The following is a 14811-nucleotide window of genomic DNA, read 5'->3' on the forward strand; positions in this document are numbered from 1 at the left end:
CGGCTACTGCGATACGAGTGGGTCCAGCCCTCCCATGAGGACGTGTTCACGGCCCGGCGCGACTACGGCACGCGGGTCCGGCCCGGGCTCGCCGTCCCGTCCGTCATCGGCGGAACCCGGGCCGGGTGCGGCGGGCCCGGCGGTCACCGGGCCCGGAGGGCGATCAGCAGCACGCCTGTCCTGCGGCAGCGTGCGCACGCGGTGTGCTGCCGGCTGCGGCTGACGCCTCGGCGTCGGCGAGCCTGCCGTGCAGCATCAGGTCCATCACCTTCATGTACCGCTGGGTCCGGGGGCGGCCGAGCACGAAGGGGTTCGGTCCGTCGGGGTCGTTGCGCAGCTGCTCGGCGCGTTGGAGACCGTAGTCGTTGGGGTGGTTGGACAGCTCCACGTCCACCTTCGCCTGCCGCATCCGATCCCGGAAAGAGCGGATAGAGGTCAGATAGGTGCGCAGTTCGGCGGGTGCGGCAGGCGGGTTCAAGCCGCCCCACAGCATGGCCGTATGGCGCTGGTGCCCGTTCTGTACTGGGAAGATCGGGGAGATGGTGCCGGGGGTGTGGCCCGGGGTGTGGTGGAACTGGATTCTCGTGCCGCCGAGCGTGAGCTGCTGCCCGTCTTCGATGTCCATGTCCCGAGCAGGGGCGCCGTCCGGGTCGGTGCGGGCGACGAGGTCCCAGTCGGTCGGTGACATCAGCACGCGGGATCCGTAGCGGTCGGCGATGTACCGGGCACCGCCGTAGTGGTCATCGTGGCCGTGCGTGATGACAACGTACTTGATCGTCTCCGGATCGGCTCCCAGCCTGCGCAGCCCGGGGACGATGATGCTTTCGGCCTCCTGTGCGGACGTGAGCGCGTCGATCAGCACGATCCCGTCGTCGGTCAGTACGGCCATGGCGGAGACCCAACCCGCGCTCAGCATCGCGAGGTTGTCGAAGATCCTCAGCGGTTCCGGCGCGGGCGGCCGGGGAAATTGGGTGTCGGGGGTCAGCGCCCGCACGAGGGCGAGCAGCACCGGGTCGTCGCCGGCCAGCCGACGGGCACGGTCGTAGTACGCCTGCCTGCCCGGAGTGGCGGCCGTCGCCGAGGCGACGGGGAGCGAGCCGGCTCCGGCCGCGAGGGCGACGGCGGCGAGTCGGCCGAAGCGGCGCCTGGAGAGAGGTCTGCCCGGTCCCTCGTGGCGGGGCGGACGCGTCATGGTGTTCTCCTCGTGATGCGAATGGCTCGATTTCAGAAACGTTCAGCAACTTTCAGGCCCGCTCTCGCGGCCCGTGGATCGCGTGGTCGGCGCCCATGACGAGAGCCCCCGTACCGGTCGCCGTCCGCCCAATGCCACTACTCAGTCGCATAGTTGACCAGGCCCACAAAGATCAGAGTGTGCGTGGGCGTCCGTCGGTTCCCTAGTGCCTCGACCCGATGTTGCCGACGCTCGTGGAGCAGGCGCGGTTGCTCTCTTCCTGGTCAGCGTCCATCTGTTGTCGGGCCGCAGCATCGGGGCGCCCGGCGGGCGAGTGCCGGGGGTCAGTGAGGTTCGTCGCCCTCCAGGAGGGCCAGGTCGGATTTGACGAGGGTTGTGGTCACGAGGAGTTCGGTGATCAGGTTGTGGTTGAGTGCGTTGCCGACGGGCTGGGGGATTTCGTCTTCCATCAGTCCGGGCACCGTGCAGCTGAGCCTTGTCCGTACGACGGCGACGACGCGTGCCGCCCGCTTCCCGGTCCATGATTCCGCCGGGCGCAGATCCGTCAGTTCGGCCGCGACTTCGGCCCAGGTGAGCGGCTGCGGTTGGGGGTCGTTGCGCAGATAGCGCTGGGCGAGGCAGACCAGGACCAGCTTCTCGGTCGCGGTCAGATCCCACACCTCGCCGTCGTGCGTGGCGGCCTCGCGCACACCGTCATCTTTGGGGTCGGGCGTTGGCGTGGCGATGCGCACCTCGAGCAGGTGCTCCCGTTTCGGGCCGACGATGAACAGTGGGGTGAATCCGGACGGGAGCTCGACCCGGTCGCCGCCCAGCACCAGGCGGGCCCCGGGGAGCCGGATGGGCAGGCGTCCGCTGTTGTTCAGCACCCATCGCGAGTGCTCGCGCGTGATGTAGCCGTGCCTGCGGCTGACGCGCGGGTCGTCCGGCGCGACACAGACATGCACCTCGGGTTCGTTGCGGCCGAACACGAGAGGGAAAGCGGCATCGGGAGCCATGCTCATACCGCCGTTGACGCCCATGACGAACAGCGTGCCGGGCTGCGCGGGCGGAATGCCGCGAGACAGGCTTCCGTAATCCTTCGGCAGCAGGTTGACCTTGCTCGGTGGCCGTGGCGGCGACAGTGTCATCGGCTCTGCCTCCCCGTACAAGACGCTCGAAAGCACGCCGGCCGCCTCCCGGAGATCAGTCCAGCGCCGTTCCGCCGTGTACCGGCATCCCATTATCGTGAGCGCCAACGACTGGGCCGGACAGCCCTCCGGGCACAGCAGCCGGGTCACGATGTCCCGGTGCCGCCCGCCATGGTCCCGGCGATCCGTCGAAGGGCGGCATCGCGTGAGGGGCCTCCGCCGGCGCTGGCACGCGGCAATCGGTGCGCCACACCCGGACATCCGGGTCGCGCGCTAATCCACTCCGCGCGGGCGCCGCCCAGTCCCTCGTCACGGCACGGCCCGGCCGGGCGCCCTTCCGGTGTCACGCCTCCCCTGCACTGACACGGCCCTCGCCCTGGTACGTCGGCTCCGCGCGTGGCACGGACGCCGCCTCGCTGACGTCGCCGCCTCGCCAGGCCCTGGCTGCAAGGCCGCCGACAGGGGCCGGCCCGGTCGTATTCGGGCCGGGAGCCCCGTCGTGGGTAGCGCTGCGGGGTCGCCGGGCCTGGGCGGCCGCTTCCCCGGCCACCCGGGCGCGGGCAACGGCGCGGACCGCCAAGGCCCGAGTTCCAGCGCCCCGGTCGACACCGCCGTACGGACCAGCTGGCCCCCCGCAGCGGCTTCGCGTGCCACTGCAACCGGAGTAGCGAGAACGCCGACCGCGCCGCCTTCGACGGCTCACCGCGATCGCCGATACCGGCCGCGCCCGATACGTCGGCGTCCACCAGCTCGCGTGCCGTGGCCGCCGGTACCTCGATCAGCGCACCCGCGCCGGGACGACCGTGGCGTCGTCAGGCCCGGCGACACCGCCCCGTGTGCGACGACCCGCCCGAGGTCGGTCAGTTCCTCGACGTCGACGATCAGCAACGCTGCTGCGGGCAGCTCCACACCGGTGCTCTGTCCATCCACCAGACCCGCAGCCACTGAGCCGCCTGCGGTGCGGCGAACTCGTCCCCGTACATCGGCAAAACAAGCACCTGTCCGCCCTCGCCGGCCTCGGCCGACCGCGACCGCCTCCCCCGGCAACGGCGTTGGCCAGTTGAAGTCCCTGACCCGCACCAGGCAGGCCTCCGGAACCTCCCTGGTGCGGGCTCTCTTCGCAGGGCAGATGCGATCGGACGATCGCGGAGCCCCAGTCACGTACGCCGATAACTGAACGCCCGCGTGCCCTCCCATGTCTTCTTCTTAATACGGTAGTTGTGCGCCCTTTCGTCGGCGAGGTGACCGGGGCCGATGTCGACGACGTCGGCGCGGCGCCATTCGCCGTCGACCTTGTGATCGACGAAGTAGGTGAACTCGTTGAAGTCTTTTGTCGACGATTCAAACGTGTTCCTGATGATGAGCGTTCTCCTGCCCTCGGTGGATGACCTCGGCAACTCGACGGTCTGATCCACCCAGATGGTGAGAGCTCTGTCCCGAATAGGCATCCACCAACCGGCCTTTGTGCCGTTTACGGAGATCGATGCACTCTGCTCGGAGACACTGGAATCGAGGCGGCGTGTCAGCCGCACGCCGGAGTTGTCCGGATCGACCTTCACAGCGAACTGGCTCCATCCGCCGGGTCCGAATGCGCGGCCGTCGTCGGTGACGATGCGCCCGCCGGGCGCCGACGGCTCGGCGGATTCCGGGAGCACAAGGAACATCACTCCGGCCACGGTGGCAACGAGCGCTGCCACGAGCCCGCCGAGCAGGACGGCACGGCGCGGAATCCTGCGTTGGGAGGCGGAGTCGGAAGCGGAGTCGTCCGGGTCGGCAGAGCCGGTGGGGTCGGTCGGGTCCACCGTGGTCTGCCCGTGCAGCCGCTGATCCGATTCCCCGGGCTCCGCCGCCAAGGCACCGGTGGACTCGGACTCCCTGGCAGCAATCATGGCCATGACGGCGGGCGGAAGCCAGTCGGCGCTCGGCCAGGGGCCGGCCAGCCGGTCGAGAACGTCAGCGACCGAAGGCCGCGCGGCGGGGTCCTTTTCCAGGCAAGCGGCGATCAGGTCGCGACACTCGTGCCCCACAGCGATATCGCGTAGGTCGGGTGGTTCGCTGGTGATTCGACGAAGGATGGCGGCAGTTGTCTCGCCGTCGAAGGGGCTGCGCCCAGTGGCTGCAAAGCCCAGGACCGCGCCGAGGGAGAACACATCGCCGGCGGCTTCGGGCGGATGACCGTTGACCTGCTCCGGGGACATGTAGGCGTAGGTCCCCAGGACAGCGCCGGTTGCCGTCAACTTACCGGCGTCCTGCGTGCCGGCAATACCGAAGTCGATGATTCTGGGACCGTCGGCGGCCAGAATCACGTTGCCGGGTTTGAGATCTCGATGCACCAGCCCACACGCGTGAATGGCGGCCAACCCCTCGGCGAGTCCGGCACCCAGGGCGCGTACGGCCCGCGTGTCGAGCGGACCGTGTTCGGTGACGGCACCGTGCAAGGAAGGGCCGGGGATATAGGCGGTGACCATCCACGGTGGATCGGCGTCGGGATCGGCGTCGATGACCAATGCGGTATGGAATCCCCCGACCCTGCGGGCGGCCTCGACCTCTCGGGCGAATCGCACGCGGAATCGCTCACGGTGAGCGTATTCGTACCGGATCAGCTTCACCGCGACAGGACGCCCCCCGGGAGAACGGCCGAAGAACACCTGCCCCATGCCACCTTCGCCAAGCCGCCCCACCAGCCGGTACTTACCGACGCGCCATGGGTCGCTGGGCTGCAGAGGATCCACCCAAGCCCCCCACCATCGATTACGAGGACCCAATACACCATCAACCCCGCAAGGAGGCTAGAGCCACTTGCTCCAGGAATAGACCCTTTCATGCAGCCCCTCCATCGATTCCATGCATCAACTTCACGGATTCGCGACAAGCCACAGGACAAACCGTTGGACTGGCCCGAGGGCACACCGCCGAAATTCGCTTGCCCGGCTTCGTCGCTCGGGCCAACGTCGCCTGATACCCCGATGAAGGCAGAGACGATGACCACCCAGACCCACCCCGTCGACCATGAACTCATCCAGGCCGCGGCCCACGTCGCGCGCACCCGCTCCCGGGGCGACAGCCACACCATGGCAGCCGCGGCCCGCGCCCAGGACGGCCGGATCGTCACAGCGATGAACGCCTTCCACTTCACCGGAGGCCCCTGCGCCGAGCTGGTCCTGATCGGCGCGGCTGCCGCGCAGGGCGCCTACGAGCTGGACACGATCGTCGCCGTGGGCGACGGCGACCGGGGTGTCACCCCGCCGTGCGGCCGGTGCCGTCAGGTCCTTCTCGACTACTTCCCCGCCATCAAGGTCATCGTCGGCGAAGCCGACCGCGTCCGAACCGTCCCCATCAACGACTTGCTGCCCGAAAGCTACGTCTGGGCCGACCACCAGCTCGACACCGAATAACTCCCCGCAGCCGCGCAGGTCGAGGGACGGGCCGGAAGGGACGGGACGTCGGTGGCAGATGGGCGGAGTTACGAGCGCCACGCCGTCCCGTCCGCCCCTCAGATGCCGGTGAGTTCCCCCCTCAGACCCGCCACTCACCTCACCCTCAACTCACCTCAACTGCCGACTGCGGCTGCGGCTGCGGCTGCGGCTCCTGCTCACTCCCGCCCTCCGCCTCCCCCAGCGGCCGCACCCGACGCAAGGTCACCAAGGCCAGCCCGCTCAGCGCCCCGGCCACTGCCGCTGCGAGCAGCGCGACCAGCGACATGCCGCTGGTGAATGCGTCACGGGCGCTCTCCAGCAGCGGCGCGGCCACCTCCCTGGGAAGCTCGCCCGCCACGGTCAGCGCCCCCGGCAGGCTGTCCTCGGCGAGCGCTGCCGCCTCATCGGGTACGTCTGCCGGGGCGACGCCGCCCATCCGGGCGCGGTACACGGAGGCGCCGACGGTGCCGAGGAGTGCGACGCCGAGGGCCATGCCCAACTCGCCGGCGGTCTCGGACATCGAGGACGCGGAGCCTGCCTTGGCCGGCGGCGCGGAGCCCAGCACCAGATCGGTGCCGAGCACCATCGTCGGCGCCAGCCCGAGGAAGCCGAAGCTCACCCCGACCACCGCGAAGGCGAAGCCTCCGGAGCCGCCCGCCAGGGCCAGCGCCAGATAACCCAGGGTCGTCAGCACCAGGCCACCGGCCACCAGCTGTCCCGGCGGGACGCGCCGCGCCAGCACCGGGGCGAACATCGAGCCCAGCACCATCGCTCCGGTGGCGGGCAGCATCCAGAGCCCGGCGACGATCGGCGAGTAGCCGCGCACCATCTGCAAGTACTGGATGAAGAGCAGCATCACTCCACCCGAGGTTGCGACCCCGACGAGCATGACCGTCAATGCCGAGGTGAACGTCCGGTCGGTGAACAGCCGCAGATCGAGCAGCGGCGCGGTCAGGGTGCGCTGCCGCCGTACGAACAGCAGCCCGAACGCGGCACCGGCCACCAGGGCGGCCACGGGCAGCGGCTCCAAGCCCTCCTTGGCGAGTTCCTTCATCCCGTAGATCACCGGGATGGCCGCGGCCAGCGACAGGCCGACGCTGACCAGGTCCAGCCGGCCGGCGTGCGCATCCCGGTACTCGGGGAGCAGGAAGGGCGCGGTGACCAGCAGCAGAAGCATCACGGGTACGCCCAGCAGAAAGACCGAGCCCCACCAGAAGTTCTCCAGCAGCATCCCGCCGATCACCGGGCCGAGCGCCACCCCCGACATGAAGCTCATCATCCAGACCCCGACAGCCGTGGCCCGCTGCCGGGCGTCGGAGAACATGTTGCTGATCAGGGCCAGCGTGGAGGGCATCAGGGTGGCCCCGGCTATGCCGAGCAGCGCTCTGGTGGCGATCAGCATCTCCGCGCTGGTGGAGTACGCGGCGACCACCGAGGCGGCGCCGAAGGCGGTCGCACCGATCAGCAGCAGCCTGCGCCGCCCGATCCGGTCGCCCAGGGTGCCCATGGTGACGAGAAACCCCGCGATCATGAAACCGTAGATGTCCAGGATCCACAGCAGTTGGGTACTGGTCGGATTCAGATCGGCGCTCAAATGCGGTGCCGCCAGATGCAGCACGCTGACGTCGAGGGCCAGCAGCAGGGTCGGCAGCGCCAGCACGGCGAGCCCGGTCCACTCCCGGCGGCCGGCCCGCCGCCCGATGGCGGTGTGGGCAGTCATAACAGTCCTCCCGTGGAAATCGATACGGCCGCCAGCCTGCCGAGACCCCCTTCTGGTCCACGCACGGTTCACGCACGAAATGCTTCGGAGGCGGTGTGCCCCGGCGGTTACCGTGTGGGCATGCAGTTCGGTGTGTTGGGTCCGCTACGGGTCTGGTCTGTTCAGGGGCATCCCGTCACCGTCCCCGAGGCCAAGGTCCGCACCCTGCTGTCCGCGCTGCTGGCCGCCGAGGGACAGGCCGTTTCCACCGACCGGCTCATCGACGCGCTCTGGGGCGTGCACCCACCGCGCAGTCCGTCCAACAGCCTTCAGACCAAGGTCTCCCAGCTGCGCCGCGCCCTCGACACCGCCCGCCCCGGCGCCCGACAGCTGCTGACCCACGGCCCGGCCGGCTACCAGTTGCGGATGAGCCCGGACGAGGCGGACGCCGGTCTGTTCACTCAACTGCTGGCCCGCGCCCGTGCGATGACCGACCCCGCGCCGCGGGCGAAGGTGCTGGACGAGGCCCTCGGCCTGTGGCGGGGCCGGGCCTACGCGGAGGTGGCCGATGAGCCCTTCGCCCGCGCCACGGCCGACCGGCTGGAGGAGCAGCGCCTGACGGCGATCGAGGACCGCGCCGAGGCCCGGCTGGCGCTGGGCGAGCACCGGGAACTTGCCGATGAGCTCGCCGAGGTCGTCGGCCGGCACCCACTGCGCGAACGGCTGCGAGCCCTCCAACTGCGGGCGCTGTACCGCGCCGGGCGGCAGGGGGAGGCACTTGCGGGATACGCCGAGCTGCGGGCACGGCTGGCTGAGGAGTTGGGCGTCGACCCGGGCCCGGAACTCGCCGCCCTGCACCAGGCGATGCTGACGCAGGACCCGGCCCTGGACGCCGCACCGCAGGCGCCTCCGGCGCCGTCGCCGTCGCCGTCGCCGTATGAGTCTCCGTTGTCGACGTCGCCGACGTATGCATCTCCGTTGTCGACACCGCAGCCGTACGCGCTTCCGTTGCCGTCCCCGCACTCGCATACGTCTCCGTTGTCGACCCCGCCGACGCATGCGCCGTACGCCGCCCGGCCGCCGTGGTCCGACTCCGGGATCCGTGACAGGGCGCACCGCAGCAATCTGCCCGCGCCCGTCTCCGGGCTGGTCGGCCGGGAGGAGGCGGTCCGGGAGATCGGCGAGTTGTTCGGCGCCGGCCGTCTGGTGACGCTCACCGGGCCCGGCGGGGTGGGCAAGACCCGGCTGGCCGTGGAGACCGCACACCGGCTGCTGGACAGTCGGCCCGACGGCGTCTGGTTGGTGGAGCTCGCCGCGCTCAGCCGCCATGTCTCGGACCCGGCCTGTCAGCTGGCCGAAACGGTGACCGCCGTCCTCGACATCCGGGAGGACCCGGCCTTCCGGCCCTTGCCCCGTAACACCAGCCCCGGCCAGGATCCGCTGACGCTCGCGCTGCGCGGGCGGACCATGACCCTGGTGCTCGACAACTGCGAGCACCTGATCGACGTCGTCGCCGAGGCCGTCACCCGGTGGCTGCGGGCCGTCCCCGGGCTCACCGTCCTGGCGACCAGTCAGGAACCGCTGGGCGTCGAGGGTGAGACGATATGGACCGTCCCGCCGCTGGAACACTCCGACGCCGTCGAGCTGTTCACCACTCGCGCCGCCGCATCAGCGCCGGGCCTGGTGATCGACGAGGCACACGCCGAGGCGGTGGACACCATCTGCCGCCGCCTGGACGGGATTCCGCTCGCCCTGGAGCTGGCCGCCACCCGCGTCCGGGCGCTGGGGCTGCACACCCTGAGCTGCCGGCTCGACGACCGGTTCAGCCTGCTGGCGGGCGGCCGCCGGGGCGTCCCGCAGCGACAGCAGACGCTGCGCGCGATGATCGAGTGGAGCTGGGAGCTGTGCACCGAGCCCGAGCGGGCACTGCTGCGCCGGCTCTCCGCCCACGCCGACGGCGCCACCCTGGAGGCCGTGGAGGCCGTCTGCTCCGGTGGCGCGGTGCCACGGGACCGAGTGCCGGAGCTGCTGGCCCGGCTGGTGGACCGCTCCCAGGTGGTCATGACCGAGGGGCCGGACGGCCCCCGCTACCGAATGCTGGAATCCGTCGGGGCGTACGCCGCCGAGCAGTTGGCATCGGCCGGTGACGGCGAGGCCGACCGGATACGGCAGGCACACCGGGAGCACTATCTGGCCTTCGCCGAACTCGCCGAACCGGCGCTGTACGGGCCCGGCCAGCACGAGACGCTGGAACGGCTGGACAGGGAGTCGGCCAATCTGCGCCGCGCCTTCCACACCGCGGTGCAGGACGGCGCGGCGCCCCACGCGCTGCGGCTGGCCAATTCACTGGCCTGGTACTGGTATCTGCGCGGCCGCTTCCGGGAGGCGCATCGCCTGTCCGATCTCGCCCTCGGTCTGGGCGCCGAAGCGCCCGAGCCGATCCGGGCCGAGGCGGCCGTCTGGCGGGCCGGGATGGCGATCATCTTCGACCATGAGACCTCGCTGTTGGCGAAGAGCCGGGAGGCACTGGCCCGGTACGCCCGGCTGGCACAGCCCACCCGCAGTCTGGCCTGGGCACAGTGGTTCCTGGCATTCACCCAGTGGGGCATGGGCGACCACGAGGCCAGGGACCGACAGGTCGACGCCGCGCTGGATGCCTTCCGGGCGGCCGGCGACCGCTGGGGTACGGCCGCCGCGCTCTGCTCCCGTTCCTTCAACGCCCAGGAGCGGGCAGACCTGGCGGCCTCGGTCGCCGCCGGACGGGAGAGCCTGGAGCTGTTCACCGAGCTCGGTGACCGCTGGGGACAGCTCCAGGCCGCCGAGGCGCTGGGCTCCGCCGCGGAGATCACCGGTGACTACGACGAGGCGGCCCGGCTGCGCCGGATCTCCGTAGAAGTCGCCGAGGAGCTCGGGCTATGGGCCCAGCTGTCCGAACAGCTCTCCGCTCTGGGCCGGGTGGCCCTGCTGCGGGGCGATTACGCCGAGGCGGACGCGCTGCACGAGCGCGGGAGACGGATGGCCGTCGAGCAGGCCCACCCGGCCGGTGAACAGTACGCGGAGATCGGCTTGGCGCTCAGCGCCCGCCGCCAGGGCAGATACGACGACTGCGAGCGCTTTCTCCGCCGCTGGCTGAACGTCGACCGTGAGGCCGAGGCTCACGCGGGGGTGGCCCTGATCCTCGCCGAGCTGGGCTTCGTCGCCGAGCTGCGCGGCGACGCCGATGCCGCGATGGCGCTGCACCAGGAGGGGAAGGAGGCGGCCGAACTGAGCGGGGACCCGCGGGCGGTCGCGCTGGCACTGGAAGGGCTGGCGGGCGCGCACACCGCGGCCGGCCACCCGACGGAGGCCGCCCGGCTGCTGGGCCGCGCTGCCGCGCTCCGCGCATCTGTCGGGGTGCCGCTGCCGTCGGCAGAGCGCGGCGATGTGGACCGGATCACCGCCGCCGCCCTGGCAGCCCTCGGCACCGAAACCTTCGCCACCGCCCACGCCGACGGCGCCGCAGCCGCTGCCCGACAAGCCGGCTGACCGCCCCACGCCTGTCTGGCGGGCAATGACGCATCGCCGGACAACGGCCTCGGGGAACACGGAACAGCCGCATGCAAAGCCGAGGAAGCCGCCGCTGGCCGACCTTCGTGTGCCGTCGCAATTGCCTTTGCCGCAGGCGTAGTTGCGGTCGAACTGGGCGGCGGCGTTGCCCCTCACATCGGTCAGTACCGTGCGCGCCTCGACGACCTCACGGCACCGAAAGAAACGACTTCAAAAGTCTCCGAGAAACTCCGATCAGTGCTCGTCCCAATGGCCGTTGTGTTCGGCATGACGGTGCCCATCATGGACGTAGTCGACGTGGTCCGCGTGCGGAACAGCCACGTGCCCGCACCCGGGTCCGTGCTGATGGGCGTGCTCGGCGTGCTGCCGGTGGTCCGCGGCCTCGCACTCGTCGGTGTGGTCGTCATGGACGACGTGGAGATGCCCGTCGTGGACGTAATCGACATGGTCCGCGTGCGGCACGGCCACGTGGCCACACCCCTCGCCGTGGTGATGCGGGTGGTCCGAGTGAACCTTGTGCTCGGCTGCTGTCGCCATTTCCCTATTCCTCTCCCAAGATCCGTGCAGGAATTTCCCACAGCGGGAGGTAAATGCCCCACAGGCAAAGTACTCCGGTTTCGTTTCGCAGCGTGGATTTCGCGGAGCAGCGCGTCCCAAAGTGCAACAAATGGAAAGGAAATACAGAAAATGAAATCCAAATCCATTGCCGCCGAGCCAGGCCGAGCCGAGCGGAGCTCACCCCCCGACGGACCCGCACCCAGCCGGGCCCTCAGTGACCGACCATCGCGCACGGCACGACCTCTCGCCGCTCCCCGGCGTCAGCCTTGATCGCCTCCGAAGAACTAATGAAAACGACAACCATTAAGGCGTAGGCTTCCGACTACCCGTCTCACTGCCCGAAGAGAGGACACCGGAGCCATGGCCGGACAAACCGTACGCCTGGGTGTAGCCCAGGAGACGCTGATGATCCCGCTCTACGGCCGCGCCGTGGAGAGCCGTAAGCCCGAGGGCGAGGCAGTGCTGCGCGACCCGGCGGCCGAGGCGATGGTGGAGGCGATCGACTACGACTTCTCGCGGTTCGACGGCGGACCGAGCCTGGCCGGCACGGTGATGCGTACGAACCTCTTCGACCACTGGGTCCGCACGTTCCTCGCCGAGAACCCTGACGCAACGGTGGTGGAAATCGGCACCGGGCTCAACACCCGTTATGAGCGCACGGACAACGGCCGCGCCCACTGGTTCGAACTCGATCTGCCGGACGTCATCGAGCTGCGCCGCACATTCTTCACCGACTCCCCGCGCCGCCGGATGCTCGCCGCCTCGGTACTGGACGACGACTGGACGGCTGCCCCGCAGGCCCAGGGCGGCCCCTACTTCCTCGCTGCGGAAGCGGTGCTCGGCTACCTGCCCGAGGAGGACGTACGGCGTGCGATCGGCATGCTCGCCGAGCGCTTCCCCGGTGCGCTGCTCGCCCTCGACACCACGGGCCCCGGCATGGTGGACACCCAGGACAGCCATGACGCCCTCAGCAAGGTGGAGGCGAAGCTGCGCTGGAACTGCCCGGACCCGCGCGTGCTGGAGGAATGGCACCCGGGCAACCGCCTGCTCGCCTCGCACACGTTCACCACCATGCCTGCCGAGATACGCGACAAGCTGCCGGCGCAGTACCAGGAGATGATCGCCAACATGACGCAGCAGCAACTGCCGCAGGTCGAGGACTACCGGCTCAACCTGCTGCGGCTGGGCTGATCGCTGCGCTGATCGCGCTGCGGCACGGCAGGCTGCCATGACCTGCTGCCGAGTCCGCTGCGCATCTCCGCCCCCGCCCGCTCCGGTCAATACCGAAGAGCTGGGCGGACGGGGTTGCCCGGTCGGCCTTCGCTATTGCGGTGCGACGGTCTTGAGCCAGTCCTCGACGGTGACGACATCGGCCCACTGCGGGAATAGTTTTCCGGTGAGGACGCGGTGTACTTCGGGGTCGGTGTCGAGGCAGGTATCCTTCAGGACGGTGAGGCCGAAATCCAGGTCGTTGGCGTGGCACAGGGTGGACAGCACGACACCGCTGGTGGCGATGCCGGTGAGTACGAGGCTGTCGATGTCGCGGGCCCTGAGTACCAGGTCGAGGTCGCTGCCCGAGAATGCGCTCGCTCGCCTCTTGGTCACCACGATGTCGCCCTGCTGGGGCGTGATGTCGTGGTGGATCTCGGTTCCGGGGTCGCCCTCGGCGAACAGGCCGGCACGCACGGCGGTGGTGAGGACCCGGTTGCGCGTACTCACCTCCGGCTGGCCCGGCCGTAACGCGATGACCACGTAGATCACGGGGATGCCCGCCGCCCGGGCACCGTCGATCGCTCTGCGCAGACGCGGCAGATAGCCGGAGCCGTCGTCGGCGACATCCACCATGTGGTGCTGGACGTCCATCACGAGGAGAGCGCTGTCGGCCATGCTTGCCGCCCTTTCGTCGCTGGGAAACACGAGCAAGTCTGGGGCAGTCGCGCGGCTGTGGGGAACACTTCGGCGATCCTCATCGCCAAGTGCTCCCGGCGAAAACCGACCCCTCTCCCGTGCCGCAACGTGCCCGGCCACCCTGTCCTGTTCGACCGCGGCCCGCCGTCGCCGGGCGGGTCAGGCGAAATTCTCCGGGGCGCCGCCGCCACCGCCGCGTACATCCGGGCCAGGCCACGGGCGTTGCTCACCCCGCCGGGTGCCCCCCGGTGACACCACCGCGGCGACGGGTTGACCGGGGTGGCAGCGGCAGGCCCGCCCCAGCGCCTCCTGTCCGCCGGCTCCGGGCGCTGCGCCATGAACCATGCGGACAGCCATGACCCGAGGACACGTTTCGCGGCCACGGCGCGGCCGGTCGTGCGCACGCCCGGTGCGATGCGACGGGGGCGTCGAAGCGGCAGCGCCGTCGGGCGTGTCTGCCGGTGCGGGCGCCGCCCGACATCGTATGGGCGCTTCCGTGCGCGGGCTCCGGGCGCGTGACGTCGTACGGGACGCTCCCCTACGCCGAGTCTGACAGCCGACGTCGACGGGCACTCCCGTGTCGGGTCAGCGGCGCCCATGCCCCTCTCGGACTGCGGACCGCGCCCGCGGCGCGGGGTCAGATGGCGGCGCGGACGGCTTGTTCGAAGCCTTCCACGTGGCTGCGGGAGAGTTCGGCTGCCTTCTCGGCGTTGCCGTCGATGATTGCCGCCAGCAGCGGCCGGTGCTCCTCGATGTGGCCGCTCACCCCGCCGGGCAGCCGGTCGAGGAAGAGGCACCAGATGCGGGTGGCCAGATTGTCGTGCCGGACCAGGGTGTCCTCCAGATACGGGTTCTGCGTGGCCGCGTAGATGGCACGGTGCACCTGGAGATCGATCCGCATCAGCTCGTCGGAGTCGCGTCGGCTTGAATCCACCCGCTCCAGTTCCTGGAGCAGCGCTTCCAGGGCGGCACGGTCCTGCTCCGTGGCGCGCCGTGCGGCCTGGCCGGCGGCCATGGGCTCCAATTGCTGGCGCACCTCGGAGATATGGGCGAGGTCGGTGATGTTGACCTCGGTGGCGAAGGTGCCGCGCCGGGGGTAGGTGACGATGAGGCGCTCGTACTGCAACCGCTTGAGCGCTTCCCGTACGGGCGTCCGTCCGACCCCGAGCTCCTGCGACAGCTGGTCTTCGTTGATCGGCGCACCGGGGCGGATCTCGAGCATCACGAGGCTGTCCCGGATGGCGCGGTAGGCGCGCTCGGCATAGGACAGCTCCGCACTGCCGGACGTTCTCAATACGTACTGCATGGAGCCCCCTTGACCAGGCCGACGATCTTCCATACCTTACCGTACAGCTGATATATCAG

Annotated in this window: 10 protein-coding genes; 3 read left to right on the forward strand and 7 right to left on the reverse strand. The window is 70.1% G+C overall.

Annotation, left to right across the window (positions count from 1 at the left end):
• Positions 1 to 163: 163 nt before the first annotated feature.
• From ACQEU8_RS19980 to ACQEU8_RS19990, 3 genes are all read right to left on the reverse strand, one after another.
• A complete protein-coding gene (locus tag ACQEU8_RS19980) occupies positions 164 to 1192 on the reverse strand; it encodes an MBL fold metallo-hydrolase (RefSeq protein ID WP_433102929.1) in 1029 nt (342 codons plus the stop codon).
• Between the two features lie 323 nt (positions 1193 to 1515).
• The gene (locus ACQEU8_RS19985) at positions 1516 to 2319 is read right to left on the reverse strand and encodes a hypothetical protein (protein ID WP_433102931.1); all 804 of its coding nucleotides are present in this window, start codon (positions 2317 to 2319) and stop codon (positions 1516 to 1518) included.
• A 1157-nt stretch (positions 2320 to 3476) separates the two neighbouring features.
• Positions 3477 to 5051, reverse strand: a complete 1575-nt coding sequence (locus tag ACQEU8_RS19990) for a serine/threonine-protein kinase (RefSeq protein WP_433102933.1) — start codon at positions 5049 to 5051, stop codon at positions 3477 to 3479.
• Positions 5052 to 5300: 249 nt separating this feature from the next.
• On the opposite strand from ACQEU8_RS19990, the gene ACQEU8_RS19995 reads away from it, so the two are divergent.
• Positions 5301 to 5714, forward strand: a complete 414-nt coding sequence (locus ACQEU8_RS19995; protein WP_433102935.1) for a cytidine deaminase family protein — start codon at positions 5301 to 5303, stop codon at positions 5712 to 5714.
• A 145-nt stretch (positions 5715 to 5859) separates the two neighbouring features.
• Here the strand turns inward: ACQEU8_RS19995 and ACQEU8_RS20000 are convergent, their stop codons facing one another.
• A complete protein-coding gene (locus ACQEU8_RS20000) occupies positions 5860 to 7455 on the reverse strand; it encodes an MFS transporter (RefSeq protein WP_433102937.1) in 1596 nt (531 codons plus the stop codon).
• A 120-nt stretch (positions 7456 to 7575) separates the two neighbouring features.
• Here ACQEU8_RS20000 and ACQEU8_RS20005 point away from each other — a divergent pair, with 120 nt between their 5' ends.
• Complete coding sequence (locus ACQEU8_RS20005; RefSeq protein ID WP_433102939.1) at positions 7576 to 10959, forward strand: AfsR/SARP family transcriptional regulator; 3384 nt, start codon at positions 7576 to 7578, stop codon at positions 10957 to 10959.
• A gap of 255 nt (positions 10960 to 11214) precedes the next feature.
• Here the strand turns inward: ACQEU8_RS20005 and ACQEU8_RS20010 are convergent, their stop codons facing one another.
• Positions 11215 to 11517, reverse strand: coding sequence for a hypothetical protein (locus ACQEU8_RS20010; protein WP_433102941.1), 303 nt, complete (start codon positions 11515 to 11517; stop codon positions 11215 to 11217).
• Between the two features lie 381 nt (positions 11518 to 11898).
• Here ACQEU8_RS20010 and ACQEU8_RS20015 point away from each other — a divergent pair, with 381 nt between their 5' ends.
• Positions 11899 to 12729 carry a class I SAM-dependent methyltransferase gene (locus ACQEU8_RS20015; RefSeq protein ID WP_433102943.1) on the forward strand — a complete coding sequence of 277 codons (831 nt, stop codon included), beginning with the start codon at positions 11899 to 11901 and terminating at the stop codon, positions 12727 to 12729.
• A 132-nt stretch (positions 12730 to 12861) separates the two neighbouring features.
• Here the strand turns inward: ACQEU8_RS20015 and ACQEU8_RS20020 are convergent, their stop codons facing one another.
• Positions 12862 to 13425 carry a cysteine hydrolase family protein gene (locus tag ACQEU8_RS20020; RefSeq protein WP_433102945.1) on the reverse strand — a complete coding sequence of 188 codons (564 nt, stop codon included), beginning with the start codon at positions 13423 to 13425 and terminating at the stop codon, positions 12862 to 12864.
• Between the two features lie 658 nt (positions 13426 to 14083).
• Positions 14084 to 14752 carry a GntR family transcriptional regulator gene (locus ACQEU8_RS20025; protein WP_433102947.1) on the reverse strand — a complete coding sequence of 223 codons (669 nt, stop codon included), beginning with the start codon at positions 14750 to 14752 and terminating at the stop codon, positions 14084 to 14086.
• Positions 14753 to 14811 lie beyond the last annotated feature (59 nt).

Source organism: Streptomyces sp. CA-250714, assembly GCF_050936705.1.
In the GTDB taxonomy this organism is placed as follows: Bacteria; Actinomycetota; Actinomycetes; order Streptomycetales; family Streptomycetaceae; genus Streptomyces.

Excerpts from the sequence above, each read along its gene's own strand:
- ACQEU8_RS19995 (WP_433102935.1), top strand. The coding sequence starts at position 5,301 with ATGACCACCCAGACCCACCCCGTCGACCATGAACTCATCCAGGCCGCG.
- ACQEU8_RS20005 (WP_433102939.1), top strand. The coding sequence starts at position 7,576 with ATGCAGTTCGGTGTGTTGGGTCCGCTACGGGTCTGGTCTGTTCAGGGG.
- ACQEU8_RS20025 (WP_433102947.1), bottom strand. The coding sequence starts at position 14,752 with ATGCAGTACGTATTGAGAACGTCCGGCAGTGCGGAGCTGTCCTATGCC.
- ACQEU8_RS20010 (WP_433102941.1), bottom strand. The coding sequence starts at position 11,517 with ATGGCGACAGCAGCCGAGCACAAGGTTCACTCGGACCACCCGCATCAC.
- ACQEU8_RS19985 (WP_433102931.1), bottom strand. The coding sequence starts at position 2,319 with ATGACACTGTCGCCGCCACGGCCACCGAGCAAGGTCAACCTGCTGCCG.
- ACQEU8_RS20020 (WP_433102945.1), bottom strand. The coding sequence starts at position 13,425 with ATGGCCGACAGCGCTCTCCTCGTGATGGACGTCCAGCACCACATGGTG.
- ACQEU8_RS20000 (WP_433102937.1), bottom strand. The coding sequence starts at position 7,455 with ATGACTGCCCACACCGCCATCGGGCGGCGGGCCGGCCGCCGGGAGTGG.
- ACQEU8_RS19980 (WP_433102929.1), bottom strand. The coding sequence starts at position 1,192 with ATGACGCGTCCGCCCCGCCACGAGGGACCGGGCAGACCTCTCTCCAGG.
- ACQEU8_RS20015 (WP_433102943.1), top strand. The coding sequence starts at position 11,899 with ATGGCCGGACAAACCGTACGCCTGGGTGTAGCCCAGGAGACGCTGATG.